Here is a 26,976-nt window from a genome sequence, read left to right as displayed (position 1 = left end):
GCTATGAGCGAGGACCAAATCTTTGATGAGATGTGGGGGCGCGACGATACGCTGCGCACACCCTACACGGAATTTCAGGGCTGGTTTCAGGACGAAGACCTGAAACGGCTCCGTGCAAAACAACGCGAGGCGGAAGAGGTTTTCCGCCTTACGGGCATCACTTTCAACGTTTACGGCCGGGCCGAGGCCGAGGAACGTCTTATTCCCTTCGACATCATCCCCCGGATCATTTCCGGGCGTGAATGGCAAAAGCTGTGCAAGGGGATCGAGCAGCGGGTGCGGGCGATCAACGCCTTTCTTTACGACATTTACAACCGGCAGGAGATCATCAAGGCCGGGCGTCTGCCGCAGGAGATGATCTCGCGCAACGAGGCTTTTTTGCCGCAGATGATCGGGATGATGCCGCCGGGCGGGATTTACACCCATATCGTCGGCATCGATCTGGTGCGCACCGGGCCGGATCAGTTCTATGTGCTCGAAGACAATGCGCGCACGCCCTCGGGTGTCTCTTACATGCTGGAGAACCGCGAGACGATGCTCCAGATGTTCCCGGAGCTGTTCTCCCGCAACCGGGTGCAGCCCGTGCAGAACTACCCGGCCAACCTGCGCCGCTCGCTGGCCGCCTGTGCGCCGAACCGCTGCGAAGGCACGCCGACCGTCGCCGTTCTGACGCCGGGGATTTATAACTCGGCCTATTTCGAACACGCCTTCCTCGCCGATCAGATGGGCGTCGAACTGGTCGAGGGGCACGATCTTCGGGTGGTCGATGGCCGCGTCGCGATGCGCACCACCGAGGGCTACCGGGCAATTGACGTGCTTTACCGCCGGGTCGATGACGATTTCCTCGATCCGCTCAATTTCAACCCGGAAAGCGCGCTGGGCATTCCCGGTATCATGGATGTCTACCGCTCCGGCGGCATCACCATCGCCAACGCGCCCGGCACCGGCATCGCGGACGACAAGGCGATCTACAGCTATATGCCCGACATCGTCGAATTCTATACCGGTGAGAAGGCGATCCTTGAGAACGTGCCGACATGGCGTTGTTCGGACCCCGACAGCCTCGCCTATGTGCTCGACAATCTCGCGGAGCTTGTCGTCAAGGAGGTGCATGGCTCCGGTGGCTATGGCATGCTGATCGGGCCGACCTCGTCGAAAAAGGAAATCGCCGAGTTCCGCAAGAAACTGATGAACAAGCCGGGCAATTACATCGCCCAGCCGACGCTTTCGCTCTCCACCGTGCCGATCTTCACCAAGGCGGGGCTTGCGCCGCGTCACGTCGATCTTCGGCCCTTTGTCCTCTGTAGCCCCGAAGGCATCAACATCACGCCGGGTGGTCTCACCCGCGTGGCGCTGAAAAAGGGCTCGCTCGTGGTGAACTCGTCGCAAGGCGGCGGCACCAAGGACACTTGGGTACTGGAGGACTGACGCGATGGCGATGCTGGGCAAAACCGCAAACGGCCTCTACTGGATGTTCCGCTATCTGGAGCGGGCCGAAAACACCTCGCGCCTCGTCGAGACCGGTCAGCGGATCGGTTTGACCCGGCTTGGGGATGACGATGACGAATGGGTTTCCGTGATGCAATCGGCCTCCGTGCTCGATGCGTTCAACGAAGGCCATGACGAAGTGACCAAAGAGGCGGCGGTCGATTGGATGCTGCGCTCGAAAGACAACCCGTCTTCCGTGCTGTCGACCATCTCGGAGGCGCGCCAGAACGCCCGCATGGTGCGCACCGCGCTCACCGGCGAGGTTTGGGAGGCGATGAACGGCTGTTACATGGCGGCCCGCGAAATCCTTGCGCGCAAGGTTTCGGAACGCGACCTGCCCAAGGTTCTGGGTCTGATCCGGCAACGCACCGCTCTGGTGCGGGGTGCGACCCATGGCACGATGCTCCGCAACGACATCTACGATTTCGCCCGCATCGGCACGTTTCTGGAACGTGGCGACAACACGGCGCGCATCCTCGATGTGAAATATTACGTGCTTCTGCCTTCCGCTTTGTCGGTCGGATCGTCTCTGGACAATGTGCATTGGGAAACCATCCTGCGCTCGGTCTCCGCGCGCGGCGGGTTCCGCATGGCCTACGGGTCTCAGGTCAACGCCCGCGACATCGCGCAATTCCTGATCCTCGACCGCCGCATGCCGCGTTCGCTGAATTTCTGCGCCTCGAAAATCCATGACAACCTGCGCTATCTGGTGTCGGATTACGGTGCGGAGACGCCGTCCTATCACATGGCGCAGGCGTTGGTGGATCGTTTCGTGCATCACGACATCGATGCCGTGTTCGAGAGCGGTCTGCATGAATATATCCAGTCGGTTCTGATCGCCTTTGGCCAGCTTGGCGGCCAGATCGAAAAAGACTACCGTTTCTACGAGTGAGCCCGATGCGCCTGATCATTCGCCACACCACCCGCTATTCCTTTGAAAACCCGGTGACTTACGGGCTGCAACAGCTCCGCAAGACGCCGAAATCCAGCCATGGGCAGGAGGTCATCCATTGGGAGACCTCTGTTCAGGGCGGCAAAAAGGAGCTGAGCTACCACGATCATATGAACAATCTCGTGGAGCTTCTGTCCTTTGAGCGCGACACGCGCGAGCTGATCGTGTCCTGCGAGGGCGAGGTGGAGATTGCCGAGAACCATGGCGTTGTGGGGCCGCACACCGGCCCGTCGCCGCTCTGGCTGTTCGAAACTGTCACGCCCTTGACCAAAGCCGGACCGGGCGTGCGCGCCTTGGTCAAAAAGGTCGAGGGTGAGAGCGAGCTTGAGCGTCTGCACGCGCTCTCGCGTCTCGTGGGCGAGGCGATTACCTACGAAATTGGGGCCTCGCATCCCGAATGGAGCGCCGAGGAGGCGCTGGCCGAGGGCAAGGGCGTGTGTCAGGATCACGCTCATGTCTTCATCGCCTGTGCCCGCGAAATGGGTTTCCCGGCGCGCTATGTGTCGGGCTATCTGATGATGGACGACCGCACGCTTCAGGACGCCACCCACGCCTGGGCCGAGGCCCATGTGCCGGGGCTCGGCTGGGTCGGTTTCGACGTTTCTAATGAAATTTGCCCCGATCAACGCTATGTGCGTGTTGCGACAGGGCTGGACTACCGGCAGGCTGCTCCTGTAACAGGCACACGATACGGCGGGGCCGGGGAAACTCTCTCCGTCGAGATCGAAGTGGCGCAACGCCAAGAGCAACAATAAAGGCGGACCGGTCCGATGACCTATTGTGTGGGGATGATGCTCGACAAGGGCCTCGTGATGATGTCCGACACCCGGACGAATGCCGGTGTCGATAATATTTCCACCTTCAAGAAGATGTTCACATGGGAAGTCCCCGGTGAGCGGATCCTGACCGTGATGACGGCGGGGAATCTGGCGACGACTCAGGCGCTGGTCTCGATCCTCGACGAACGCACCAAGGCGCCTGCGGAGCGCGAGCCCGATGTGCTCACCGCGCCGTCGATGTTTCAGGTCGCCCGCCTTGTGGCCGGAACGCTCAAGGACGTGATCGCCGCCAATGCCAACGAGGGCCAGCGCGCCGACAGCGCTTTCAATGCGACCGTGCTTTTGGGCGGTCAGATCAAGGGCTCGCCGCCGCGGCTGTTTCTGATCTATCCAGAGGGCAATTTCATCGAAGCTGGCAAGGAAACCCCGTTCTTTCAGATCGGCGAGACGAAATACGGCAAGCCGATCCTGATCCGGGCCTATGATCCGCAGATGTCTTTCGAGGATGCCGTCAAGCTCATGCTCGTGTCCTTCGACAGCACGGTGAAGGCGAACCTGTCCGTGGGCATGCCGTTCGATTTGCAGGTGATCGAAAAAGACACTTATCAGATCGCCCATCAGCGCCGCATCAGCGCCGACGATCCCTATTACCACGAAATTTCCGCGGGATGGGGCGAGGCGCTCAAATCCGCGATGGACAGCCTGCCGAGCTTCACGTTTTAAGGCGGTTACGGTGTCTCAAGGCTAAGATTGGGCTTGGGCATCAACTCCGGCTGAAGCCCGCGCTCGACGTAATCCCATGTCGCCATGGCGATCATCGCGGCATTGTCTGTCGCCCATTTCATCGGCGGCAGGCAAAGCTCAACTCCATGTTTTCCGGCCACTTTTCCCATCGCCTCGCGGATCTGCGGTGAGGCGGCGACCCCGCCGACGATCACGAGAGAGCGCGGCTTGCACTCCGCCAAAGCCCGGTCGGCCTTGGCCGTCAGCACATCGACACAGGCGGCAACGAAAGAGGCGGACATATCCTCGATGGAGACCTTCGGGTGCTGTTCGATATGGCGCGCGACCGAGGATTTCAGCCCGGAAAACGAGAACTCGTAGCCCTCGTTCTTCATCGGGCGGGGCAGGCGCAGCACCGGCGTGCCGAGTTTCGCCGCCCGGTCGATGGCGGGACCGCCCGGCATGCCCAGATCGAGCATCCGCGCCACCTTGTCATAGCTTTCGCCCACCGAGTCGTCGCGCGTCGTGCCGAGGAGCCGATAGGACCAGGCGTCCTTCAGCTCCGCGATCAACGTATGCCCGCCGGAGACCAGCATGATCACTGCCGGGAATTCCGTCCGCCCGCTCTCAAGCTCGACCGAGCGGATATGCCCGCGCAGGTGGTTCACTCCATAGGCCGGCACGCCCCAGCCCATCGACAGCGCCTCCGCACTCGCCAGCCCGACCAGCAGCGACCCGATCAGACCGGGCCCTCGGGTGACGCCGATGGCGGTCAGATCCTTCGGCGTGACCGAAGCCTCCGCCATCACCGCCTCAATCGTCGGCAGGATGGCCTCCAAATGGGCACGCGAGGCCAGTTCCGGGTAAACCCCGCCAAAGGCTTCGTGAATTTCGAATTGCGACACGGTCTTGATCGCCGCAACATGGCCCGAACGGTCCACCAGCGCGACCGAGGTGTCGTCGCAAGAGGTCTCGATGCCGAGGATCAGCCCGCTCATGCCAGCACCTCTGCGATCTGCGCGGCGGGGACGACGCCGTGGCGTTCGATCTCGACCGGGGTGACGGTGCAATTGACGATGGTCGAGGGGGCAGGGGCCGCGCCCTTACCCGGCACGGTCAGATCGGGTGCGCCATGGAGTTGCGTCAGCGCATCATCGGTGGTCGCGGGCGTCTCCGCGCCGGAGCGGTTGGCAGACGTCACCATCAGCGGCCCAGCCAGACGCAGCGTGTTCAAAAGCAACTCATTGTCCGGAATGCGCACAGCGATCTCGCTGCGCCCGTCGAGCCATGCGGGCGCGCGCAGGGTATCGACCGGCAGCACCAGCGTCAGCGCGCCGGGCACATAAGGGCTCGCCAGAAGCTTCGCCGCCTCAAAGGACACATCCGCCCCCAGTTCGAAAATCTGATCGGCATCGGCCACCATGATCGGCAGGTTCTTCTGTCGCGGGCGCTGTTTGAGCGCGTAAATCTTGTCGACGGCCTCGGGGAAGGCGGGGGAGGCGGCGAGGCCCAGCACGGTGTCGGTGGGCAAAAGTACCACGCCGCCCTGTCCCAGAACTTCGGCAATCTGTTCGGCAGACGGGATCATTCCAACACCTCCACAATCGGCCAGGCCCGTGCATCCAGCTCCGGTCGTGGCGCGGCCAGAGCCAGTCGCAGCATGCATGTCATCGTCGCTTTGTTGGTCACGGGCGCAGCATGGCCCGCCACCTCGATATTCCCGGCGAGATCGTAATCCTCCAAGTCGGAGAGCTGATCCAGCGCGGACTGCTCCGTACAATGTTCGTAAAGTACAAGTTTTCCACGACCACTTTCGTCGGCGTAAACCCCGAAATGCACATGCGGCCGAGCCGCACGACGCAGGATCGCGACCGGTTTGTCCCGTGCGACCTCGGAGCCGAGCAACTCAAACGCCGGAAGCGCCAGAACCGGAATGCGACGGGCAAAGCCAAGCGCATTGGCAAAAGCGGCGGCGGTGCGGGTGACGCCCAATCCGCCGGGACCGATGTCGCAAGCGATGAGCGTGATCTCGTCCAGCGTCGCAGAGATCGACCCCAGCCCGGTTTCCAACATCAGCCGGTAATCGCGCGAGCCGGACAGCGCCTCGACCTCGGCGCTGTCGAAGACAATCGCATCTCCGCGCCCGAGCGCCATAGAGGGCACACCGTTCGAAGCCTGAAACAAAAGCGTCAGCATGACAGTGCCTCCAGAACCGGGGTCCAGCGCGGGCTGTCCGAGGTGAACGTGAGCAGGCGCGCGCTCTCCGTGTCGCCAAAGCCGATATGGATTGCCAGCGGCGCGTCAAAGAAATCGCCAATCCGTTCGCCCCATTCGATCACCGAGATGCCCGTTTCGAAATACTCTTCGAGGCCGAGGTGATAGAACTCCTGCGCGCCTTTGAGCCGGTAGGCATCGACATGCAACACCGGCCCGCGCGGGGTCTCGTAGATATTGGCGATGGTGTAGGTCGGGCTGGTCACCGCCTCGTCCGATCCGAGCGCACGCACCAGAGCGCGGGTGAAAAACGTCTTGCCCGCCGCCAGAGCGCCATCGAGCAGGATCACGTCGCCCGCGCGCAGGTGACCGGCCAGCGCGGCAGCGATCCGCGTGGTGTCCGCTTCGTCGGCGATGGGGATGCGTTTCTCAGTCACTTTGACCTCTCACATGTTGGGAGCGCTTTAGGACAAAGCGGGCCAAAGGTCCATGGGGGCATGACGGCAGATGCGGTTACGTCTCCGTGTCGAGCCAGATCGTCACCGGCCCGTCATTGATCAGCGAGACCTTCATGTCCGCCCCGAAAATCCCGGTCTCCGAGGGGACGCCTTCGGCAATCAGACGCTCCGTGAAGCTCTCGTACAGCGCTTTGCCGATCTCGGGGGCGGCGGCGGTGGAAAAACCGGGGCGGTTGCCCTTGGTGTCGGCGGCGAGCGTGAACTGGCTGATCACCAGCGCCGTACCGCCGATGTCGCGCACCGAAAGGTTCATCTTGCCCGCCTCGTCCTGAAAGATCCTGAGCTTGGCGATTTTGGCGGCGAGTTTCGCGGCCTGTGTCTCTGTGTCCTCGCGCATGGCGCAGACGAGGACCAAAAGTCCGGGACCGCTCTGGCCGACCACCGCGCCGTCGACGCGCACGGCGGCTTCGGAAATACGTTGAACGAGGGCTCTCATTTGGCCTCCAATTCATGGGACCAAGGCGGGTTCGCCCCCGCCCGGCTGACCGTCACGGCGGCGGCCTGCGCCCCAAGCGTCAGCGCTGCACGCAGGCTGTTGTCATCGAGATCGGCCACCGCCGTTTTCGTCAGCTTGCCCATGCGTTGCAACCCGGCGAGAAACCCGCCGTTGAACGTGTCGCCTGCGCCGACGGTGTCCACCACATCGACCTTTTCGGAGGGCACGAAAGTGGTGCCGCGCTTGGTCACGCCCTTGACGCCCTCGGCGCCCATGGTGAGGCAGACGATCTTGACGCCCTTGTCGAGAAGCGTCGCGATATGGCCGTCGATTTCACCTTCGCCCATGAGCCACAGCAGATCCTCGTCCGACAGTTTCACAATATCGGCATGCGCCAGCATATGTTCGATTCGTGCACGATAACGTGCCTCATCGCGGATAAATCCGGGCCGAATGTTCGGATCGATCATGGTGACACAGCGCTCCGAGGCCGTCACAAACAGCGTTTCATAGGCCGCGCCACAGGGCTCTACGGGCAGGGAAATGCCACCGCAGAACACCGCTTCCACGTTGTCGGGCAATGCGGGCAGATCGTCCTCCGTCAGCATACGCCCGGCGGTGTTCTCGTCATAAAACGCATAGGTCGCATGGCCGTCGACGAGCTTGACGAAAGCCACGGTGCAGGGACGCTCGGCGGTGACGGCCAGCCCCGTGTCGACATGGCTTTCCGCCAGTTTGGACTTGAGCAGCTCGCCGAAGAAATCCGCCGAGAACCCGGAGAAAAACCCGACATCTGCGCCCAACCGGCCAAGCGCGATGGCCGTATTGAACACCGCCCCGCCCGCATAGGGCGCATAGGCGTCTTCGCCCAGCGTGGACTGGCGCGGCAACATGTCGATCAGGGCTTCGCCTGCACAGAGGATCATCGCGGTCTCCTTGGCCCGGCGTCAGTAGCCGCCATAGCCCTGTTGATTCATCGCGTAGAAATAGCCGACGATCCCGGCGGCGATCAACGCGAGGATTACGGCGATGGCGATTTTCCACGCCGAATAGGGCCGTTCGCCCTGCACCTGACCGGTGCGCCCGTTGATCACGAAACGATAGGTCTTGCCCCGGAATTTATAGGCGGCGAACCACACGGGCAGCAGGATGTGTTTATAGGTCACGTCCGAATAGCGTGTGTCGACGTTGTGAATGCGCTGGCGGTCGCCGCCGATGTCGAATTTGATGTCGCGCGTGATGATCTGCGCCATCTGGGTTTGCGCGTCCTTGAAACCCTCTTCCAGAGTAAAAGTGTAGGCCTCCGACGTATAGCCCGCGAGATAATCCGGCAGGTAGGGTTCAAGCCCCGACAGGTCCCAGGGCGCAAGCCCGCGGACATACTGGATCGGAAGGGCGGTGGAGGCCACCACCAGCACATCGTCGAAGAACCGCTTCACCTGACCGGTGACATGACGCCAGCGGGTGCGGCGGCGGGTCTGGCGCTGGCCGTTGACCATGACGCTTTCGTGGTAATCCGTGCCGCGTTCGCCGGAATAGCTGCTCTGGGTCCGCGCGTCGAAGGTCCAGTAGGGCATGTAGACGCCATTGAGGCGTCGGCCCTTGCGGGCGTATTTCTTGAGCGCGTTGGGCGCGAACCAAAGCGAGCCGAGCCAGTGTTTCAGCGCCGCCTGCGCTGCCTCCTCGGGCACGGCAAAGGGCAGGACGCCTTGCGGTTTGATCTGGCGGCGGCGGCCGGTGTCGGTGACCACGGGGGTCGCGCAATAGGGACATTCGGTGGCATGGACCGTGTCGTCGAACTGGAGCACCGCACCGCAATTCGGGCAGGTCGACGTGCGGATCTCCTCGGTCTGGTCCGCCTCGAGCAGATCGCCATGCGACGACAACCCGCCAGAGACCGCCATATGAAAATCGAGTTCGCGCGGGCGCGGCGCATGGCCGCTTTCGATCTCCTCGCGCGCGCCGCAATGGTCGCAGACCAGCATGCGGCTGTCCGGATCGAACCGCAGATCGGCCCCGCAGGTGTGGCAGGGGAAACGATGCTCTTCGGTGGCTGTGGCGCTCTGATTTTCCATACTTTTCAGACTTTACTGGGCATTAAAGGTCTCATGCCATTGTGAGCGCGAACGCGCAGGGAAATTGTGATGGCGATGGAGCTAAGATGATGACGGTGACGGAGACGGGAAATGGCAATGCGCAGATTCGCGATGCGATCTGTGCCCATGCGGATTGGAAGCGGCGGCTGTCGGAGTGCATCGACAAGGGCGCGCTCGAGAAAACCGCCGACGAGATTTCGCGCAACGATCAATGCGCCTTCGGGCACTGGCTTGCTGGCCTGTCTGCTGATCCGAACGATCCGGCGATGGAGAAATTCGAGATGATCAAGGGGCTTCACACGCGGTTTCATCGCGAGGCCGGGAAAATTGCGGTCAATGTCGAGGGCGGAGACCGCTCGGCGGCACGAGAGCTTTACGAGTCTGCCTCGTTCCGGCGGCTGACCAATTCGCTGATCCTCAATCTGAACGACTGGCGCGAGGACTTCCGGGCAATCCTGAAGCGGTGAAGCGCGGTGCAGTGTCATGCGATCTCGACCTGTTCGAAGCTGACCACCTGCGCGATCCGGGCCTGTGAGGGATCGGTGAAGCGCAGCACATGACAGAACAAGGCGGGCGGCTGGCCATCCCGGCTGAGCCGCCCGGACACCGTGGCGGTTTTGCCCTGAGCGACGATCTGGGTGACACAGAGGCTCACGGGCGGCCTTAAATCGTGGTGCTGGCGCAGAATTTCCGTGCGGCCGACAAGGGTCGGCGCACCGGTCCGGTCCCAGCTTGCGGTTTCGGCAAGCCGCTCCGGCGACAAGGCCCCCACGCCGAGAAAACTCAGTGCCAGCATCGTGAGCGCGCGCTCGTCCGCCTGCGGGGCACACTCCGTGGCATAACGCACCTGTGTAGGGCGGGACGCGGGCGCTGAACACGTCTCACGTGCCGCCCACAAAGGCAGCTCCGTCTCCTCCCCCCCGGCGCGCGTCCCCTCTGCGCGCGTTTCTGCCCGCAGCTTCTGCATGGGCTCACACGCCCGGCGGCGGGGGCGGCGGTGCGATGGTGAAAAGCTGGGCCAGTTCGGTGACATCTTCGGCCTTGAGCCAGCCATCCTGACCGGGGGTCCAGACATAGGTTTCGCGTTTCAAAGCGCCCTTGGCGGCCATCTGGCCCATTTCGGCCTTGGAATAGGGGCCTTTGGTCTCACCGTTTTCGGCGATGTGCCAGACATGCTCGACCCGCGGCGCGGGCGGCGGGGTCTGGGCCGTGGTGGTGGCCGCTGCGGGACGTGCGCCCCACGGTCCGGCCTGGGTTTGCGTCGCCATCGCCATGCCCATCCCGGCCCCCATGCCCGCGCCCATCGAGGCCGCCATGGCAGAGTTCTCCGCGCCCATCGCTTCGGCGGCGTTGAACTTCATGTAGCTGTCGAGATTGCCGACGATGCCCATCGACGTGCGTTTGTCCATCGCGGCCTCGACCGCTTCGGGCAAGCTGATGTTCTCAATGTAGAATTCGGGGATGGTCAGGCCATATTCGGCGACCACTTTGGAAATTTCGGTCGCGACCAGCTTGCCCAGATCGGCGGTGTTGGCCGCCATATCCAGAACCGGAATGCCCGATCCTGCGACGATCCTTGAGAACGCCTGAACGATGATGTTGCGGATCTGGAAGGAAATTTCGTCCATGGTGAATTCGCCATCCGTGCCGACGATTTCCGTCAGGAACAGCGCCGGATCGGCCACCTTCACCGTATAGGTGCCATAGGCCCTGAGACGCACCGGACCGAATTCCGGGTCACGGCACATGATCGGGTTTTTCGTGCCCCATTTGAGATCGCCGAAGCGCGTGGTGTTGACGAAATACACCTCGGATTTGAACGGCGATTTGAAGCCGTGATCCCAATGCTGAAGCGTGGTCAGGATCGGCATGTTGTTGGTCTCGAGCATGTAGAGACCCGGCGTAAACACATCGGCCAACTGCCCCTCATGCACGAAAACGGCGGCTTGCCCTTCGCGCACGGTCAGTTTCGCACCGTATTTGATCTCATGCCCCTCGCGTTCGAACCGCCACACCATGGTGTCGCGCGTGTCGTCCGTCCAATGGATGACGTCGATGAATTCGCCGGAGAGAAAATCGAAAATACCCATGGGGGCCTCCTTGTCAGATGTCCTCGCCCATCAGCTCATACGCGATCCGTGTCGCGATCGGGCGGGCGGTTTCGGGGCGCATGCCGGGGGCAAGGCGCGGGTCGTAGAGAATGCGCAGCAACAGCTCGTCATGCCGGGTCAGAAGCGCGAATTCCTCGTCGTCGTTGAAGATCGAGGGCCGGGCATAGGGGCTGTCATTGGCAAGTCCCAGGCCTTGGGTGATTTCTTCGTGGAAGCAGGATTTGCGCAACAAATCAGGATGTTCTGAGCGGATCACCGCCACGGCGGAGCGATAGGCGCCATCGTTCGCCGGGTCCGAGGCCAAGACGAGGCAGTAAGACGAGCGCGGCATGTTGACGACCGAGCGGATCGCATCCTGCCCGATGCCGGGGATCATTTCCGCCAAACGCGGACCGATCTGGCGGCGTTCGTCTTCGTTGAGCACGAGCACATGAAAATTCGCCCGCGACGAGGTCATGGCGACCGAATGGCCTGAGGCGGTTGCTAGGCGCGACACCAGGTTCGCGACCGTGGCGCGGTCGGTGGCGCGGACGCTCTCCGACACGCTCGGGCCGAATTCAAGCCCGATCCGCACCGGCACCTGCCAGCGATGTAGGTTCGAGGGCGTCATCTGCGCCACATATTGCCCGTTGAGCGAGGTATATTCGTCATTCAGTGCGATGGCTTCGAAATTCGCCGCCAGTTGCCTTGCGTTGAACGGCGTGTCGGGCCCGCCCAGATCGGTGCGCAACAGATCGTTGGCCAGAAGATCGGCCTGCATCCGGGCGTAGTATTTCTCCAGCGCAAAACTGATCTCGCTGCGTTGGGGCGGGGTCATGACGGTGGGCTGCACCGGCGAATAGGGCCGGGGCTGCGGTTTGATGTCCGGGACGGGCGTACAGGCCGAGAGCGCGAGGAAAATCCCCGCGCTCCAGCCTGCGATCTGTCGTCCCGAACCCGTGCTCAATTGGGCACCGCCGGACCGGAGGCGTTGCCGGTCGCCTTGGCGGCCGCGAGCGTGTCGCGCAGCTTGCTTTCCATCGCCTTAAGCTCGACCTCGGCCTCGGCGCGTTTGCGCTTGCCCTCGTCGGCGATCTGGAGGCTTTCCTCGATGGTCGCGACCAGTTCCTCGTTGGCCGCCTTGACGGCCTCGATGTCGAACACGCCGCGTTCCATTTCCTGCCGCACGACCTTGTTGGCCTCGCGCAGGTTCTTGGCATTGGCGGTCAAAAGCTCGTTCGTGAGATCGGTCGCGGCCTTGATGTCCTTGGCGGCATCGGCGGAGCGCTGGATCGTCACGGCCTGCGCCAGCTGGGTTTCCCAAAGCGGTACGGTGTTGACGAGCGTCGAATTGATTTTCGTGACCAAGGACTTGTCGTTTTCCTGCACCAGACGGATCGAGGGCAGGGATTGCATCGTCACCTGACGCGTCAGTTTCAGGTCATGCACCCGGCGTTCAAGATCGTCGCGCGCGGCGCGCAGATCGCGCAGCTCCTGCGCTTTGATCACCTGATCGGCCTCGGGGGCGGCGTCCACTTGGGCGGCCAGCGCCGGGATCTCGGTCTCGTCGAGTTCCTTGAGTTTCAGCTCACCGGCGGCAATGTAGATCGCCAGCTCGTCGTAGAAGGTGAGCGTTTTGTCATAGAGGTGATCGAGCGATTTGATGTCCTTCATCAGCTTGTGCTCATGCTCAAGCAGATTGTCGGTGATCTTGTCGATCTGGCTCTGCACATCCTCGTAGCGCGCTACGAATTTCGCCATCGGGGCGGCGCGGCCCAGAAGTTTCTCCCACCAGCTCCGCTCGCGGCGCACGTCCAGTTCGGAGACGGAAAACCCGCGGATCGTGGTCACGATGTTGCGCAGGCTGTCGCCCGCCGGACCCACGTCCTTGTTCTTCACATCCTGCAACATCGCTTGCGAAATGACCTGCAATTCGGCCTGAGCTGCCGAGCCGAAGCGCACGATGGAATTGGTGTCGCCCATGTCGATCTCGGCCTTGGCCTTGGCGATCTCGGCGGATTGCGGCGCTTCTGCCACGGCCGCCGGGTCGATCAACTCGCCCTTCGGCTCGGCCAGCACCACGGAGGTGATTTCTTCAACGTCTTTCAAGGCGGCTTCGGCCTTTTGGCGCACGGTATCGGACATGGTACTTCCCCTGATCTTTAATTTTTCAAGTCACTTGCAACGCCCTCGCGCGCCAACCGGTCGCGGAGCACTTCGATCTCGATGTCGAGATCGGTCTTATCATCCAACAGCAACGCTTTGTGACGGGCGTCGAAATTCGCCTCCAGATCGTCCAGAAGCGAAAACCAGTCGGCACGCGCCTCCGCGTTGCGGGTTTTGATCCAGAGATCGGCAAATTTCGTGGTCGCGTCGCGCGCGCCCAGCAAATAGACGCCCAGATATTTGCGCGCCGCCGTCAGATCGCGCGGGTCGTCCTCGACGGTTCGGAACATGGCGCGGGCGGTCGCAATGAATTTCTCAAGCCGGTCTTCGGCCTGCCGGTCGCCGGTTTTGTCCAGCGCCTCGCGCATCGACTTGAGATGCGCCTCCGCCTCATCCACCGCCTTGGCGACACGGTCCTGTTGAAACAGGTCGATTTCGTCGAAGCCTTTGTTTTTCAATGGATCAATCCCGAAGGCGAGGCTATGAAGTACGACGCCCAGCACGGCAAAAATCACCGTTTCAAGCGGGCCCCAGCCGAACCAGCCGACAATCCCGAGACCGATCCCCGTGAGCACCGAGCCAAAGATTTTGCGCGGAATGGCCGGGCGGCGGGCCATCTTGCGGGACTCATAGGCCTCTTCGGCCTTCAACCCTTCGCGGGTCAGAAACGCTGCGGCCACGAGCGTGCCCAAGGCCACGAGATAGGCTGCCATGGTGACGGGGGCTGCGCCAAAGGCCTTCCACGCCAGCGGCAGGGCTGCGAAGAACAAAAGGTTCGAGCGCGCGCCGACACGGGACGGTGTCTTGCCATCGAAGGGACGGGGAGAGGGGGCGGAGCCTGCGCTTTGCGAGGCGCTGCCTTTGGGCGAATAGGTGGAACCGTAGCGTTTCGACATCACAGGCCCTGCGCCTTGATCGTGACGTAGAAGGTCAGCGCCACCAGAAGGTAATAGGCGAGTTTCGAAAACCCACTGTTGCTCATGATCACCCTTTCGACCCAAAGCGCTTGTCCGCTTTCAGATATAGAAAGGAATCGCGCCGCGTGAAAGGCTTAAGGGGAAGAGCTTGTGTGCTTTCCCCCTCCGCTCCGGATCAGGACCGAGATTTGGGCGGTTTGCCGCCACCCGGGCGGGCGCCCGAAGGTTTTCCGCCTGAAGGTTTTCCGCCCGAAGGTTTTCCACTGTGCGATTTGAACCCGGCCGAGCGCGGTTTGCCGCCCGCGCCGCCGCCATGGGATTTGAACCCGTGGGATTTGAAGCTGCCGGGCTTGCCGCCACGTTCCCCACCGCGCGCGCCGTCGCGCTGGTCTCCGCCTTGGCCGCCCCGGTCGTCACGTTTGCCAAACGGTTTGCCGCCCGGCTTGCCGTCACGGGGTTTGCCCTTGAAGCCCTCGCCGCGCGGTTTGAAATCGCCGTCGCGCTTGCCTTTAAAACCTTCGCCCCGGCCTTCGCCGCGCGGTTTGAAATCGCCATCACGCGGTCCGGAGCGATCTCCGTCACGTTTGCCTTTGAAGCCCTCACCGCGCGGCTTGAAGCCCTCGCTGCGGGGTTTGAACCCTTCGCCACGCGGCTTGAAGCCGCCTTCGCCACGCGCGGGGCGACCGCCCTCGTCGTCATGGCGCTTGAAGCCGCCGGATTTGCCTTTGAATGCCGGTTTGTCGCCCTGCTTCCCGCCTTTGACGGGCCGGTTCGGGCGCGCGTCGCGGCCCAGCGTTTCCTTGCGCGGACCGCCCGGTTTGCCGCCACGCGACACTTCGCGCCGCCCTTGGGTCGCGCCGAACCCATCGGTGCCGGTCTCAAGCCCAAGCTGGTCGCGCAGCACACGGCCCCGCACCTCTTCGACCTCGCCCGGTTGCAGCGTGTTCAAACGGAACGGCCCGTAAGAAATGCGAATGAGCCGGTTCACGGTCAGGCCGATGTGTTCCATGGCGCGGCGGATCTCGCGGTTCTTGCCTTCGCGAAGGCCCACGGTGAGCCAGGCGTTCGCGCCCTGCTGGCGGTCGAACATGACCTCCATCGGCTGGAAATCCTCGCCGTCGATCGTCACGCCCTTGCGCAGCGGCTCAAGCATGGCCTCCGTCGCCGTGCCTTTCACCCGCACGCGGTATTTGCGCATCCAGCCGGTGTCCGGCAGTTCCAGACGACGCTTGATCTCGCCATCGTTGGTGAGCAGAAGCAGACCTTCGGAATTGAGATCGAGACGCCCGACCGACATCACGCGTGGCAGCTCTTTCGGGAGCTGGTCGAACACCGTGTCACGGCCTTTTTCGTCCTTGGCCGTGGTCACCAGACCGGCAGGCTTGTGATAAAGCCAAAGCCGCGGCGGTTCCGGTTCGCCGACCTCTTTGCCATCGACCGTGATCCGGTCCTTCGGCAGCACGTTGAGCGCAGGCGAGGCGACGACGCGCCCGTTGACCGTGACACGGCCCGCCTCGATCAGTTCCTCGGCCTCGCGGCGCGAGGAAATGCCAGCCCGCGACAGCACCTTGGCGATGCGCTCGCCCGGAGGGGTCTTTTTCGCAGTGGGGGTCGGGGTCTTGGGCGTGTCGGTCATGGGAAAGGCCTTTCGTTGGCGCGCTCATACTCTGAGACAGGTCACATGAAAAGGGCAAAGAAAATCGGCCCGCATCGCTGCGGACCGATATTTCGGGCTTGGATCGGTATGAACCGTCTCAGAACGACATCACGTAGGAGACGCCGAACACCCAGGGGTCGATCTCGGCTTTGCCGATTTTGCTGCCGTCGAGTTTCACGTCGCTGTCGATGTCGATCCAGCGCACATCGGTCCGCAACGCGGCGCGCTCGCTGATCTTGTAATCGAGACCGGCATGCAGCGCGACGCCCCAGGAATCGCTCAGGTCGAGATCGCTGCCCGCCACCGCGCCCTTGGCGGTTTCATCGAAGAAGGCGGTGTAGTTGATCCCGGCGCCGACGAAGGGGGTCAGGGTCGACCCGGTGTCGAAGTGGTATTGCAGCGAGATCACCGGCGGCAGGTGCTGCGTGGTGCCGATCTTGCCCATGCCGTCGGCATGGATGTTGTGCTGGAACGGCCAGGCACCGAGCACTTCGATGCCGAGATTGTCGCGGATGAAATATTCGAAGGTGACGGTCGGGCGCACGTTGTCGCCGATACGAAGGCCGGTGGAGCCGAGGATGTCACCGTTGTCGGACTTCGGCATCACGCCGCCAAGGCCGAGGCCGAGAGTCATCGTGCCCGCATCCTGCGCCGAAGCGAGGCTCGGCAGAGCGAGGGCAAGGGCCACTGTTGCGGCGAAAACGGAAGTCTTTTTCATAGTCTAAGTCCCATGGTTGTCTTTTGCGCGAGGTGAGTCTGCGCATGGGGGCACAGTCGCCGGGGGCTTGGGTAAGGTTCTTTGACTTGGGTCAAATCGCACCTTGCTGCGACACTCTGTCGTAAAGCTGTCGTCAGAGCGTCATGCGGGCCGTCATGCGAACCGTCGTGCGGGACCGCAGAGACCCGCTTGCCTTTGCCCGGCAAATCGCGGCAGGAAAGGGCATGTCGTTTCGCTCTTATATGGATGTCGCGCTCGAAGAGGCGCGTGCCGCCGCCGCGCGCGGTGAGGTGCCGGTCGGTGCCGTCGTCGTGTCGCCCGAGGGCGAAATCGTCGGGCGGGGCGGCAATCGCACCCGCGAGGACCGCGACCCCACGGCCCATGCCGAGATCGTCGCGCTTAGGGCGGCCTGTGCCGCTCTCGGGCTGGAACGTCTGCCGGGATACGATCTTTACGTGACCCTGGAACCGTGCCCGATGTGCGCCGCCGCCATGTCGAACGCCCGTATCCGCAGGCTGTATTACGGCGCAGGGGACCCGAAATCCGGCGGCGTGGCCCATGGCGCGAAAGTTTTCAGCCATGCGCAATGTCATCACGCGCCGGAGGTCTATGACGGCATCGCGGCGGATGAGGCAGAGGCGCTTTTGAAGAATTTCTTCGCCGCCCGGCGCTGAGGCGCGCCGAAAAACCAAAAGAACCATCGAAAAAATGTCAGGCCCCGCGTAGGGCCCGCCTTTGCGCCCCGTAATCTTGGGTAATCGACGACGCAAAGGAGACACCACATGCGCATCCGATCCCTCACCGCGCTCGCCGCGCTTGGCCTGACCTGCGGCCTGACCACCCCGGCCTTCGCCGCCACGAATGTTCTGAGCTATGACAGCAATGGCGACGGACAGATTTCCCGTGAAGAATTCCAGGAACTGCAAAAAGCCACGTTCAAATCGCTCGACAGCGACGGCAACGGGTCCGTCACTCTGGCCGAAATTCAGGCCCTGCCTGCCGCTCAGGGCCGCAATGTCGATGGCACGCGCCTGATGGCCCGCGACAGCAATGGCGACGGCATGGTGACCGAAGCGGAATACCTGTCCAAGGCCGACGGCTTCGACCGTGCCGACCGCAACAATGACGGCGTGCTGGCGGGCAACGAAATTTCCCGCGTCAACAAGTTCCTGTCGAAGGCCAGCTTTTAAGGCCCGAGACCACTTTGCCCCCGATCCCCCTGAAAGCCGGATCGCTTCTCTGACCCTTTGAAATAAGGACCGTAACGATGAAACATGTCACCAAAACCGCCAAAACCCTCGTCCTTCTCTTGCCGCTGGCCTTCGCCACGCCGGTCTTCGCGCAAAATGTGACGATCACCAATGGCAATGGCGGCACCGTCGAGAAAAACCGCGATTGCGTGCGCGAAAACGGACAGGTGGTCTGTGGAACCTCCACCACGGCGACCACGGCCAATGGCCAGACCGTCTCGAAAGACCGTCAGCGCACCACCACCAGCGAGGGGACGACCTCGACCATGACCTGCGTCGGGCCGACCGGAGAACCCGGACCCTGTTCGCGCACGGTTCAGATCACCCGCTAAAGCGGGGGAAGGCCCGGGTCGTTCTCCATCCCCCCCTGACGGGCCGGGCCACTTTTCAGATGTGTCAAAAGTGTATTTGGTACACGAAGGCCATGCGGGCCAGTTTGTGAGAGACGAGAGATCGGGTATGGACCCACGTCAGGCAGAGGCCGCCGCCGCGATGGCGGCGATGGTTCAGGGCGAGCGCGCCGCGCTGGCCCGCCTGATTGCGCTCTATGGCCCGGGTATCCGGCGTTATGCGGCGCAGATTCTGCTCAATGCGGCGGAGGCCGAGGACGTGGCGCAGGAGGTGTTCCTCCGGGCCTGGTCCCGCGCCACGAGTTACGATCCCGCGAAAGGCGCGGTGTCGAGCTGGCTTTACCGGATCACGGTCAATCTCTGCATCGACCACAATCGCAGGGGGCGGTTTCGGCGGTTCGTCGGCATCGACAGTGTCGCGGAGCCCGAGGACGATACACCGGGGGCGGAGGCCGAGCTGGCCGCGCGTCAGAGGCTTGCTCTGGCCCATGCGGCGATCCGGACATTGCCGGAACGCCAGCGTCAGGCGATCTTGCTGAAGGCAGCCGGAGAGCTGTCGGGCGCGGAGATCGCGGCGGCGCTGAAGACGAGTGAAGGGGCGGTGGAACAATTGCTGGTGCGGGCGCGAGCGGCGCTCCGGGCCCGGCTGGAAAAGGAGGACTGATCATGCCGGATCAGAAAACGAACCCCAAGCTGTCTGCGGCGCGGTCCGCGGATGACGCCTTTGACCGCGACCTCGCGGCGCTTTTGAAAACGCCCGGCGACGAGGATGTCGCCCTGATGTCCCGAACGGTTCTGAGCCAGCTCGCCGATGCGCCAGCCAGCCGCGACCACCCCATGGCAGAGGTGCTTTCCGAGCCCCTGCCATGGGCCATGGGCTTTGCCGGGCTGATGGGGCTGGGCGTGCTGTTGGGCTATCTCCTGTCGTCGGGCGTGATCGGCGACAGTTTCCTCGCCTTTCTCGCACTGGGCGATTTCTTTGGCCTTCTGGGAGGGTTCTGATGTCTGAGCATGTGGCAAAACACCGTCGGTCCTGGGGTCGTATGGCGCTGATCGCCGTGCTGGGCCTGTCGCTTCTGGGCAATGCCATGACCTTCGGCGTGATCTGGCGGTTTCAGCAGGTGCGTGGCAGCGTCATGGGCGACGCAGGGCCCGAGACCGTCAAGGTGCCGACCTTCCCGCGCGAGATCCGCAAGGCGCTGCGCGCGGGCTTCGTCGCGGACGAGGCGCTTCAGCAAAGCCTGCGCGAGGCCATCGAAGCCCGCCGCGCCGTCGTCGCCGTGAGCACCGAAGAGCCCTTCGATAAGGCCGCGACCGAGGCCGCGATGGCCGAGTTCCGCGCCCGGTTCATCGCAAGCGTCGACGAGCTTCAGGATCTGGTGCTGGAGGTGATCGAGGCCGAGGCCGCGAAGGATTGATCAGATCTCGATCGGCACCAGAACCTCGGGCACCTGCACCACACCGTCTTCGAGCGCATAGACCAGCTCGTCGCAGCTCTGCGCCAAAAGCGGGAAGGTGCCCCAGTGGCACGGGATCACCGTCTTGAAATCGAAGAATTTCTGACAGATGTAGGCGGCCCGCGTCATATCCATCGTGTAATGGCCCCCGGCGCAGAGGAGACCGATGTCGGGCCGGTGCAGATCGGCGAACCATTCCATATCGGCCATGATGTCCGTGTCGCCGGAGACATAGATCGTGTGGCCTTCGCCGGAGATCATGAAGCCCGCAGGCTGGCCCGCATATTGTGGCGCACCGTCCTTGAAGTCGATGGAGGAGCTGTGCACGGCGTTGACCATGGTCACCTTGACCGCGTCCTCGCCTTCGCCGAGCGTGATGGTGCCGCCCTTGCCGAACCCCGTGACCTGCGCGCCTTCCGCGCCCAGAATGATCGACAGTTCGTGGATGCAATAGATCATCGCATCGGTGCTGCGGGCGACGGGCAGGGTGGTCGAGGCATGGTCGCCATGACCATGGGTGAGAAAGATCGCCGTCGCGCCCGCGGTCGCCTCGTCTGCGCGCTCTTCGGGGAAGGCCGGGTTGCCCTTGATCCACGGATCAATCAGCAAAACCTGATCCGCGATCTCGATGCGAAAGCCGGAATGGCCGAGCCAGGTGATTTTCATGACAAAACTCCCTATGTTTCGGGGTAACCTAACACGGGATTGTCACACGTCCATGTTGAGCGAACAAATCGACGCCTATTGCGAGCGCACGGATTTCAGCTTCTGGTCGGAGCCGGTCAATGCGTTGACCAATGCCGCTTTTCTGATCATTGCCGTGATCGTCTGGCCCCGGACGCGCGGCAATCCCATGGCGCGGGCGCTCACCGTCATTCTCTTTGTCATCGGTCTCGGTTCCTTCGCCTTTCACACTACGGCGACGCGCTGGGGCGCGATGGTGGACACGCTGCCGATCCTCGGGTTCGTCCTGCTCTATCTCTTTGCCGCCTCCCGCGATTTTCTCGGGCTACGGCGCGGGCAGGCGCTTTTGACCTGCCTCGCCTTCTTCCCCTTTGCCTTTGCCTGCACATTGATTTTTTCCCATCTCGGCCTCGGCTCCAGTGCGGCTTATAGTTCCGTGCCTCTGCTGATCTTCCTTTATGCGCTCCTGCTCAGATCCCGCACCCCGAAAACCTCCCGAGGCCTCGCCCTCGGCGCCACACTCCTCTGCCTGTCGATCTTCATGCGTTGGCTCGACGATCCGATCTGCACCGCCCTGCCGCTCGGCACGCATTTCCTCTGGCACATCCTCAACGCCACCATGTTGGGCTGGATGATCCATGTTTATCTCACGCATATGCTTGAAGGCCGGGCGCAGGGGCGCTAAAGCCTCATGTGACCAAGAATTAGGGAGCATTGCCCCATGTCGATCGACATTGATACCGCCCGCCGGGTGGCCAAGCTGGCCCGCATCCGCGTCGAGGAAGATGCGCTTCCGGCGCTGGCCTCCGAATTCAACGCTGTGCTCGGTTTCATCGAGCAGCTTTCCGAAGTGGATGTCGAGGGCGTCGAGCCGATGACCTCGGTGACGCCGCAGCGTCTCAAGCGCCGCAAGGATGGGGTTACGGACGGTGAAATGCAGGACAAGATCCTTGCGAACGCGCCCGATGCGCGCGAGGGCTTCTTTGCAGTTCCGAAGGTGGTTGAATAATGTCTGATCTGAACAAACTCACGCTCTCCGCCGCCCGCGACGGGCTGCGCGCTGGCGATTACACCTCCGCCGAGCTGACCGAGGCCTGCCTGTCTGCCATCGAAGGTGCGGGCGCTCTGAACGCCTTTGTCCATAACACCCCGGAGATCGCCCGCGAGCAGGCGAAAGCCGCCGATGCGCGCATTGCCGCCGGTGACGCGCCCGCCATGTGCGGCCTGCCGATCGGGATCAAGGACCTCTTCGCGACGAAACACGTCCCGACGCAAGCCGCCTCCGCGATCCTCGAAGGGTTCAAGCCGGAATACGAGTCGACCGTGACCTCGAAACTCTTCGACGCCGGGTCCGTCATGTTGGGCAAGCTCAACATGGACGAGTTTGCCATGGGGTCCTCGAACGAAACCTCGACCTATGGCGATGTGATCAGCCCCTGGCGTCGCGGCAACGAAGACACGCCGCTCACGCCGGGCGGGTCTTCGGGCGGTTCTGCCGCCGCCGTCTCCGCCGATCTCTGCCTTGCCGCCACCGGCACGGACACCGGCGGCTCGATCCGTCAGCCCGCCGCCTTCACCGGCATCGTCGGCATCAAACCGACCTATGGGCGCTGCTCGCGCTGGGGCATCGTGGCCTTTGCCTCGTCTCTGGATCAGGCCGGTCCGATGACCAAATCCGTGCGGGATGCGGCGATCATGTTGGAGACCATGTGCGGTCACGACATGAAGGACAGCACCTCCGCCGATCTGGCTGTGCCGAATTTCGAGGCCATGCTGACCGGTGACATCCGTGGCAAGAAAATCGGTATCCCGAAGGAATACCGCCTCGACGGCACGCCCGACGAGATCGTCAAGCTTTGGGACGATGGTGCCGCCATGCTCAAGGACGCCGGTGCGGAGATTGTCGACATTTCGCTCCCGCACACCAAATACGCGCTGCCGACCTATTACGTGATCGCGCCCGCCGAGGCCTCTTCGAACCTCGCGCGCTATGACGGGGTGCGCTACGGCCACCGCGCCAAACTCGCCCAAGGCGAGGGCATCAACGACATGTACGAGAAAACCCGCGCCGAAGGGTTCGGCAAAGAGGTGCAGCGGCGTGTCATGGTCGGCACCTATGTGCTCTCCGCCGGGTTCTACGACGCCTATTACAACAAGGCGCGCAGGGTCCGCACCCTGATCAAAAAGGACTTCGAGGACGCTTTCGCCGCCGGTGTCGACGCCATCCTGACGCCCGCAACGCCGTCCCCGGCCTTTGGCCTCGGCGAGGTGTCGGACAGCGATCCGATCCAGATGTATCTGAACGACGTCTTCACCGTGACCGTGAACCTCGCGGGCCTGCCGGGCATCTCCGTGCCCACGGGCCTGTCTGCTTCGGGACTGCCGCTCGGGCTTCAGCTCATCGGCAAACCGTGGGAAGAGGGCGATCTGCTGAATATCGCGCATTCACTCGAAGGTGCAGCGGGCTTTGTTTCCAAGCCTGAAAAATGGTGGTAAGGGACGGTCTTGACTGACCCTTACGGAGCTTCGCGATGCGTCGTGCCTCACCCCGTGTCTTTGTGACATTCTCTGCTCTGGCCGCTCTGGCCGCCTGTCAAACCGCCGTGCCCGACAGTGGCTCGGGGGTGGGGTTCGGCTCCTATGCCGACTATCAGGCCCAGAGAGAGGCCGATCTCATCGCCAATGGCGAAGGGGCAGGCGGCGGTTCGGTGAGCGTGTTCTCGGCCGCAGCGGCGCTCGACACCCAAGCGATCTCCAACGAGGCGCTCGAAGGCATCGAGGCGGCGGAAAACGGCACGACCTCGTCGGTCGCCGCGGCCTCCACGCCGACGGCCACCCCGTCTGCGGTCTCCAACGCCATGGGCATTTCTTCCGAAAACAATTTCGATGCCGTCTCCTCCGAGCGCTCGATCGAGGAAGACAAAGCCTTCGTCGAGGCCAACAAGGAAGCCTATGTCACGATCCAGCCGACGGCCCTGCCGTCGCGCCCGACCTCGGACGCGGGCACCATCGTGGAATTTGCGCTCTCGACCACCAACACGGTCGGTCAGGCGCTCTATTCGCGGCTCATCCCGGGGGCCGATTCCCGTGCGGCGCGCAACTGCGCAAAATACCCGTCGCCCGATCTGGCGCAGGAATATTTCCTGAAAAACGGCGGCCCGGAGAAGAACCCGCAGGGGCTCGACCCGGATGGCGACGGCTTCGCCTGTAGCTGGGACCCCGCGCCCTTCCGTCTGGCCGCCAACCGCTGAGATGCCCTCACAGCCCGTGATCCATGACCGCCGCTCGCCGAATTTCGGCGAGCGGCGTGATGGTGCGCGACCAGATCTCGTGGTGATCCATTACACCGCGATGCAGACAGCCGAGGCGGCGCTGGAGCGGCTTTGCTCGCCGGACTTCGAGGTCTCTGCGCATTACCTGATTTGTGAGCAAGGGCAGGTGTTTCGCCTTGTGGACGAAGAGATGCGCGCCTGGCATGCCGGGGCCGGGCAGTGGGGCGAGGTGACGGATGTGAATTCGCGCTCCATCGGCATCGAACTGGCCAATCCCGGCACAGCACCTTTTGCCGCCGCGCAGATGGGGGCGCTGGAAAGTCTTCTCGCGGATATTCTCGCCCGTCACGCGATCCCGCCTGAGCGCGTGATCGGCCATTCCGACATGGCCCCGCTGCGCAAGATCGACCCGGGTCCCCGTTTCGACTGGAAACGGCTGGCTTTGCAGGGATTGTCCGTGTTTCCCGCCTTTGAAAGTGAGATCGAGCCCGATGAGGTTCGATTTGTGCAAGACTTGCAGCGCTTCGGCTACCCCGAAGCCCCGGTCGAAGCGCTGGTCTCTGCCTTCCGGGATCGCTTTCGCCCCCGTCATCACGGCCCGCTCGACGGGCGCGACATGGCGCTGGCCCGCGATCTTGCCACCCGCTTTCCCGCCCGCTTTCCCGCCCGCTTTCCCATTGACCGCCGCTCCCCTCTCGCCTAAGTCGCTTTCCGACGCGGATGGCCGGATAACCGCCGCTTCTCTTTGATGAGGAGGGGAGGAAAGTCCGGACTCCCTTGAGCAACGGTGCCGGGTAACGCCCGGCGGGGGCAACCCCAGGGACAGCGCCACAGAGAACAGACCGCTCCGCAAGACGGAGTAAGGGTGAAACGGTGGGGTAAGAGCCCACCGCGGGACGGGCAACCGGACCGGCACGGCAAGCCCCACCGGGAGCAATGCCAAATAGGGGTTTCGCGCGGGGTTCGTGTGCGGCAACGCAGACCGCCCGCAGGGTCGCTCAAGCCCGAGAAACCCGGGTTGGCAGCTTGAGCCGTCTGGTAACAGGCGGCCTAGAGGAATGGTTATCGAAGGGGCGCAAGCCCCGGAACAGAATCCGGCTTACAGGTCGTCCGCGTCGTATTCCCGTGTTGCAGAGAAGGGGCTTTGCCCCTCTTGGCCTTTGGCCAATTCACCCCAGGATATTTCAGGACAAAAGAAACGGCAGGTCCGGGTGTTTTGCCCTGTTGGCAGAATGGGTGTTTCGTCGCACTATGCGTGGAAAGATTTGTCAGCATAGGGAGTTGCCCAATGAGTTTCGTGAAAACCCTGACCACGCTCGCCATCGGTTTTGCCGCGGCGAAAGGCGTTGAAAAAGTCAAGAAAATGGGCGGCATGGACGGCGTGCGCGAAGCCATGCGCCAATCCGGCGCGCCGGGCGGCATGGCCGATCAGATGGGCCAGATGGCGGAGAAATTCGGCTTTCCCGGCGGCGCGGATGCGGTGCGCGACATGATGGGCAAGTTCGGCAATCAGGCCGCCGATATGTCGGAAGCGACCGAAGCCGGGCTCGGATCGCTGTTCTCGGCCATGTCCGGGGCGGCGGCGACCGGCATGACCTCGATGTCCGACATGTTCGCCTCTGTGACCCAAGGCACGGCGGTGGGGGCGGCCTCGGAGGAGAACGCCAAGCTGATGATCCGGGCGATGATCATGGCGGCCAAGGCCGACGGCCAGATCGACCCCGAGGAGCGCACCAAGATTCTCGACGCGCTGGGGGATGCCTCCGAGGAGGAGATCGCCTTTGTGCAGGCCGAGTTGGACGCGCCGGTCGATCCGATGGCTTTGGCGAAAGACGCGGGCACGTCGGCCGCGGCACAGGTCTATGCGGCGGCTCTGATGGCGATTTCGGTCGACACCGAGGCCGAAAAAACCTTCCTCAAAGGTCTGGCGCAATCGCTGATGCTCGACGAGGCGAAACAGGCGGAGATCCATCAGTCGATGGGCAAGCCGGTGATCTGATCTGACGATCTGTTTCAGTGAAAAGGGCGGCGCGATGGCCGCCCTTTGTCTTTTACGCAGGCTGTTCCGCGCGCCGTTCCCGATGCAGCAGATAGAAGGACGCCGCCAGAATCAGCGCCGCCCCGAGCCACATCGAGCCGGGCGGCACAAAGCCGAAGGCAACGACCCCGAATCCCACGTTGAGGGGCAGTTTCAGGTGATCGAAGGGCTGGAGATAGGCGGCATCGGCCACCGTATAGGCCTTGGCGATGGCATATTGCGCCAGAGCGGTCAGAAGCCCCGCCGCAATCAGAATGAGCGCCGTCAGCCCGCCACTGAACGCCACGCCCTCGCCCAGAGCCAGCGCAAAGTTCACCGGGCTCAGGAGCAGCAGCAGATAGACGGTGAGGCTCTCCGGGCTCTCGCTTTGGGTGAGGCGCTTGGTCAAAAGCGAGGTGATCCCCCAGAACAGCGCGGCTGCCACCGGATAGAGCGCATAGATCGAAAACGCATCGGACCAGGGCGCGAGGATGATCATGCCGCCGACGAACCCCGCCGTGACGGCAAGCCAGCGCGCCGCGCCGGTCTCTTCGCCCAAGAAAAGCCCCGCGCCGAAGGTCACGAAGAAGGGCGAGAGCATGATGAGCGCAATCGCCTGCCAGATCGGCACATGGGCAAGCCCCGCGACCCAGAGCTGAACTCCGATCACGGCGGCGACGACGCGCATCAGATGCAGCGCAACATGGCCGGTTTTCATGGCGGATAGACCGTGGCGCACCACCCATGGCAGCGAAAACAGCAGCGCGATGGCATATTGCCAGAACGCCATGCGCGCGGAGGGCACATGCAGCATCATTGTGGCATATTGGGTCAGAAGGTTGATGACGGCAAACAGCACACCGGCCGCGATCATCAGAAGGGCGCCGGAGCGGGCCGGGCCGAGATTGGTAAAGCGAGTCATGTGTCGTCCTTTCTTCACACATAACCCAAGGCACGAGGGCAGGGTGCGCGCGCCCCGAGACGGTAAAGCGGCGCCCTGTCATCTCTCTTTCATCCGGACTGTAACCGTCGGTTCCGGGGTCGCACCGGATCTGCTGACCAAGCGTGTCGTGAACCGACGCGCAAGCGCTCGCGGACTGATCGGGCCTCACATCGAGAGGGCCGAAACACCGCCGGTGGGGAATTGCACCCCGCCCTGAGAGGTTTGCGGCCCATTTGGCCGCGCGACCTA

Annotated in this window: 33 protein-coding genes, 1 other RNA gene and 1 riboswitch; of the genes, 18 read left to right on the top strand and 16 right to left on the bottom strand. The window is 63.0% G+C overall.

Translation table 11 applies throughout. The annotated features are described in order from the left end of the window. The first annotated feature begins 3 nt into the window (after positions 1 to 3). The 4 genes from V1471_RS09465 to V1471_RS09450 are packed head-to-tail and all read left to right on the top strand — an operon-like array spanning position 4 to position 3,942. Complete coding sequence (locus V1471_RS09465) at positions 4 to 1,428, top strand: circularly permuted type 2 ATP-grasp protein (RefSeq protein WP_434288295.1); 1,425 nt, start codon at positions 4 to 6, stop codon at positions 1,426 to 1,428. Between the two features lie 10 nt (positions 1,429 to 1,438). Continuing rightward, on the top strand, positions 1,439 to 2,380 hold the full coding sequence (locus tag V1471_RS09460; protein ID WP_434290912.1) for an alpha-E domain-containing protein: 942 nt from the start codon (positions 1,439 to 1,441) through the stop codon (positions 2,378 to 2,380). A gap of 5 nt (positions 2,381 to 2,385) precedes the next feature. Beyond that, positions 2,386 to 3,195, top strand: a complete 810-nt coding sequence (locus tag V1471_RS09455; protein ID WP_434288293.1) for a transglutaminase family protein — start codon at positions 2,386 to 2,388, stop codon at positions 3,193 to 3,195. 15 nt (positions 3,196 to 3,210) lie between these two features. Then, on the top strand, positions 3,211 to 3,942 hold the full coding sequence (locus V1471_RS09450; protein ID WP_434288291.1) for a peptidase: 732 nt from the start codon (positions 3,211 to 3,213) through the stop codon (positions 3,940 to 3,942). 5 nt (positions 3,943 to 3,947) lie between these two features. Here the strand turns inward: V1471_RS09450 and tsaD are convergent, their stop codons facing one another. The 7 genes from tsaD to V1471_RS09415 all read right to left on the bottom strand — a co-directional run bounded on the left by tsaD (position 3,948) and on the right by V1471_RS09415 (position 9,185). Next, positions 3,948 to 4,940, bottom strand: a complete 993-nt coding sequence (gene tsaD / locus V1471_RS09445) for a tRNA (adenosine(37)-N6)-threonylcarbamoyltransferase complex transferase subunit TsaD (RefSeq protein WP_434288289.1) — start codon at positions 4,938 to 4,940, stop codon at positions 3,948 to 3,950. Next, the gene (locus V1471_RS09440; RefSeq protein ID WP_434288287.1) at positions 4,937 to 5,530 is read right to left on the bottom strand and encodes an L-threonylcarbamoyladenylate synthase; all 594 of its coding nucleotides are present in this window, start codon (positions 5,528 to 5,530) and stop codon (positions 4,937 to 4,939) included. Before V1471_RS09440 ends, tsaD begins: the two co-directional genes overlap by 4 nt. Next, on the bottom strand, positions 5,527 to 6,138 hold the full coding sequence (locus tag V1471_RS09435; protein WP_434288285.1) for a hypothetical protein: 612 nt from the start codon (positions 6,136 to 6,138) through the stop codon (positions 5,527 to 5,529). The genes V1471_RS09440 and V1471_RS09435 overlap by 4 nt, the downstream gene beginning before the upstream one ends. Continuing rightward, the gene (tsaE, locus tag V1471_RS09430) at positions 6,132 to 6,593 is read right to left on the bottom strand and encodes a tRNA (adenosine(37)-N6)-threonylcarbamoyltransferase complex ATPase subunit type 1 TsaE (RefSeq protein WP_434288283.1); all 462 of its coding nucleotides are present in this window, start codon (positions 6,591 to 6,593) and stop codon (positions 6,132 to 6,134) included. Before tsaE ends, V1471_RS09435 begins: the two co-directional genes overlap by 7 nt. A gap of 76 nt (positions 6,594 to 6,669) precedes the next feature. Beyond that, positions 6,670 to 7,110: a D-aminoacyl-tRNA deacylase gene (gene dtd / locus V1471_RS09425; protein ID WP_434288281.1), complete on the bottom strand. Its 441-nt coding sequence runs from the start codon at positions 7,108 to 7,110 to the stop codon at positions 6,670 to 6,672. Beyond that, positions 7,107 to 8,036 carry a carbohydrate kinase family protein gene (locus V1471_RS09420; RefSeq protein WP_434288279.1) on the bottom strand — a complete coding sequence of 310 codons (930 nt, stop codon included), beginning with the start codon at positions 8,034 to 8,036 and terminating at the stop codon, positions 7,107 to 7,109. The genes dtd and V1471_RS09420 overlap by 4 nt, the downstream gene beginning before the upstream one ends. A gap of 21 nt (positions 8,037 to 8,057) precedes the next feature. Further along, on the bottom strand, positions 8,058 to 9,185 hold the full coding sequence (locus tag V1471_RS09415; protein WP_434288277.1) for a primosomal protein N' (replication factor Y) - superfamily II helicase: 1,128 nt from the start codon (positions 9,183 to 9,185) through the stop codon (positions 8,058 to 8,060). Between the two features lie 86 nt (positions 9,186 to 9,271). Here V1471_RS09415 and V1471_RS09410 point away from each other — a divergent pair, with 86 nt between their 5' ends. Continuing rightward, entirely contained in the window at positions 9,272 to 9,673 is a 402-nt protein-coding gene (locus V1471_RS09410; protein WP_434288275.1) for a CZB domain-containing protein, read from the top strand. 14 nt (positions 9,674 to 9,687) lie between these two features. Here V1471_RS09410 and V1471_RS09405 read toward each other — a convergent pair whose 3' ends face one another. The 7 genes from V1471_RS09405 to V1471_RS09375 all read right to left on the bottom strand — a co-directional run bounded on the left by V1471_RS09405 (position 9,688) and on the right by V1471_RS09375 (position 16,754). After that, positions 9,688 to 10,002, bottom strand: coding sequence for a hypothetical protein (locus V1471_RS09405; RefSeq protein ID WP_434288273.1), 315 nt, complete (start codon positions 10,000 to 10,002; stop codon positions 9,688 to 9,690). Positions 10,003 to 10,177: 175 nt separating this feature from the next. Continuing rightward, positions 10,178 to 11,296, bottom strand: a complete 1,119-nt coding sequence (locus V1471_RS09400) for an SPFH domain-containing protein (protein ID WP_434288271.1) — start codon at positions 11,294 to 11,296, stop codon at positions 10,178 to 10,180. 13 nt (positions 11,297 to 11,309) lie between these two features. Next, complete coding sequence (locus V1471_RS09395; protein ID WP_434288269.1) at positions 11,310 to 12,263, bottom strand: DUF2927 domain-containing protein; 954 nt, start codon at positions 12,261 to 12,263, stop codon at positions 11,310 to 11,312. Then, positions 12,260 to 13,441: a toxic anion resistance protein gene (locus tag V1471_RS09390; RefSeq protein ID WP_434288267.1), complete on the bottom strand. Its 1,182-nt coding sequence runs from the start codon at positions 13,439 to 13,441 to the stop codon at positions 12,260 to 12,262. Before V1471_RS09390 ends, V1471_RS09395 begins: the two co-directional genes overlap by 4 nt. Positions 13,442 to 13,458: 17 nt before the next feature. Then, complete coding sequence (locus tag V1471_RS09385; RefSeq protein ID WP_434288265.1) at positions 13,459 to 14,358, bottom strand: 5-bromo-4-chloroindolyl phosphate hydrolysis family protein; 900 nt, start codon at positions 14,356 to 14,358, stop codon at positions 13,459 to 13,461. Between the two features lie 196 nt (positions 14,359 to 14,554). Then, positions 14,555 to 16,015: a pseudouridine synthase gene (locus V1471_RS09380; RefSeq protein WP_434288263.1), complete on the bottom strand. Its 1,461-nt coding sequence runs from the start codon at positions 16,013 to 16,015 to the stop codon at positions 14,555 to 14,557. Positions 16,016 to 16,133: 118 nt separating this feature from the next. After that, entirely contained in the window at positions 16,134 to 16,754 is a 621-nt protein-coding gene (locus V1471_RS09375) for an OmpW/AlkL family protein (protein ID WP_434288261.1), read from the bottom strand. A gap of 224 nt (positions 16,755 to 16,978) precedes the next feature. On the opposite strand from V1471_RS09375, the gene V1471_RS09370 reads away from it, so the two are divergent. The 6 genes from V1471_RS09370 to V1471_RS09345 all read left to right on the top strand — a co-directional run bounded on the left by V1471_RS09370 (position 16,979) and on the right by V1471_RS09345 (position 19,772). Continuing rightward, positions 16,979 to 17,428, top strand: coding sequence for a nucleoside deaminase (locus V1471_RS09370; RefSeq protein WP_434288259.1), 450 nt, complete (start codon positions 16,979 to 16,981; stop codon positions 17,426 to 17,428). Positions 17,429 to 17,536: 108 nt separating this feature from the next. Further along, positions 17,537 to 17,944: a hypothetical protein gene (locus V1471_RS09365; RefSeq protein WP_434288257.1), complete on the top strand. Its 408-nt coding sequence runs from the start codon at positions 17,537 to 17,539 to the stop codon at positions 17,942 to 17,944. 77 nt (positions 17,945 to 18,021) lie between these two features. Then, on the top strand, positions 18,022 to 18,336 hold the full coding sequence (locus V1471_RS09360; protein WP_434288255.1) for a hypothetical protein: 315 nt from the start codon (positions 18,022 to 18,024) through the stop codon (positions 18,334 to 18,336). 127 nt (positions 18,337 to 18,463) lie between these two features. Continuing rightward, complete coding sequence (locus V1471_RS09355; RefSeq protein WP_434288254.1) at positions 18,464 to 19,018, top strand: RNA polymerase sigma factor; 555 nt, start codon at positions 18,464 to 18,466, stop codon at positions 19,016 to 19,018. A 2-nt stretch (positions 19,019 to 19,020) separates the two neighbouring features. After that, positions 19,021 to 19,356, top strand: coding sequence for a hypothetical protein (locus V1471_RS09350; protein ID WP_434288252.1), 336 nt, complete (start codon positions 19,021 to 19,023; stop codon positions 19,354 to 19,356). After that, a complete protein-coding gene (locus V1471_RS09345) occupies positions 19,356 to 19,772 on the top strand; it encodes a hypothetical protein (RefSeq protein WP_434288250.1) in 417 nt (138 codons plus the stop codon). Before V1471_RS09350 ends, V1471_RS09345 begins: the two co-directional genes overlap by 1 nt. Here V1471_RS09345 and V1471_RS09340 read toward each other — a convergent pair whose 3' ends face one another. Next, a complete protein-coding gene (locus tag V1471_RS09340; protein ID WP_434288248.1) occupies positions 19,773 to 20,477 on the bottom strand; it encodes a metal-dependent hydrolase in 705 nt (234 codons plus the stop codon). Positions 20,478 to 20,529: 52 nt separating this feature from the next. Here V1471_RS09340 and V1471_RS09335 point away from each other — a divergent pair, with 52 nt between their 5' ends. The 7 genes from V1471_RS09335 to V1471_RS09305 all read left to right on the top strand — a co-directional run bounded on the left by V1471_RS09335 (position 20,530) and on the right by V1471_RS09305 (position 25,766). Next, positions 20,530 to 21,180, top strand: a complete 651-nt coding sequence (locus V1471_RS09335) for a ceramidase domain-containing protein (protein ID WP_434288246.1) — start codon at positions 20,530 to 20,532, stop codon at positions 21,178 to 21,180. A gap of 36 nt (positions 21,181 to 21,216) precedes the next feature. Then, positions 21,217 to 21,504: an Asp-tRNA(Asn)/Glu-tRNA(Gln) amidotransferase subunit GatC gene (gene gatC, locus V1471_RS09330; RefSeq protein ID WP_434288244.1), complete on the top strand. Its 288-nt coding sequence runs from the start codon at positions 21,217 to 21,219 to the stop codon at positions 21,502 to 21,504. Continuing rightward, positions 21,504 to 22,991 carry an Asp-tRNA(Asn)/Glu-tRNA(Gln) amidotransferase subunit GatA gene (gene gatA, locus V1471_RS09325; protein WP_434288242.1) on the top strand — a complete coding sequence of 496 codons (1,488 nt, stop codon included), beginning with the start codon at positions 21,504 to 21,506 and terminating at the stop codon, positions 22,989 to 22,991. The genes gatC and gatA overlap by 1 nt, the downstream gene beginning before the upstream one ends. Before the next feature lie 35 nt (positions 22,992 to 23,026). Next, positions 23,027 to 23,746 (top strand): hypothetical protein, encoded by a 720-nt coding sequence (locus V1471_RS09320; RefSeq protein WP_434288240.1) that lies wholly within the window; start codon positions 23,027 to 23,029, stop codon positions 23,744 to 23,746. A gap of 1 nt (position 23,747) precedes the next feature. Then, positions 23,748 to 24,470: an N-acetylmuramoyl-L-alanine amidase gene (locus tag V1471_RS09315; RefSeq protein ID WP_434288238.1), complete on the top strand. Its 723-nt coding sequence runs from the start codon at positions 23,748 to 23,750 to the stop codon at positions 24,468 to 24,470. A 13-nt stretch (positions 24,471 to 24,483) separates the two neighbouring features. Further along, positions 24,484 to 24,885: RNase P RNA component class A (rnpB, locus tag V1471_RS09310), an RNA gene on the top strand. 170 nt (positions 24,886 to 25,055) lie between these two features. Then, positions 25,056 to 25,766 carry a DUF533 domain-containing protein gene (locus V1471_RS09305; protein WP_434288236.1) on the top strand — a complete coding sequence of 237 codons (711 nt, stop codon included), beginning with the start codon at positions 25,056 to 25,058 and terminating at the stop codon, positions 25,764 to 25,766. Between the two features lie 52 nt (positions 25,767 to 25,818). On the opposite strand, the gene V1471_RS09300 is transcribed toward V1471_RS09305, so the two are convergent. Beyond that, positions 25,819 to 26,706, bottom strand: coding sequence for a DMT family transporter (locus tag V1471_RS09300; protein WP_434288234.1), 888 nt, complete (start codon positions 26,704 to 26,706; stop codon positions 25,819 to 25,821). Positions 26,707 to 26,783: 77 nt separating this feature from the next. Then, positions 26,784 to 26,952, bottom strand: a riboswitch (FMN riboswitch). Positions 26,953 to 26,976: the final 24 nt, after the last annotated feature.

It is taken from the genome of Celeribacter sp. SCSIO 80788, from assembly GCF_051054295.1.
In the GTDB taxonomy this organism is placed as follows: domain Bacteria; phylum Pseudomonadota; class Alphaproteobacteria; order Rhodobacterales; family Rhodobacteraceae; genus Celeribacter.
The sequence above is the reverse complement of the archived record's forward strand: the minus strand, read 5'-3'. Positions and strand labels throughout refer to the sequence as shown.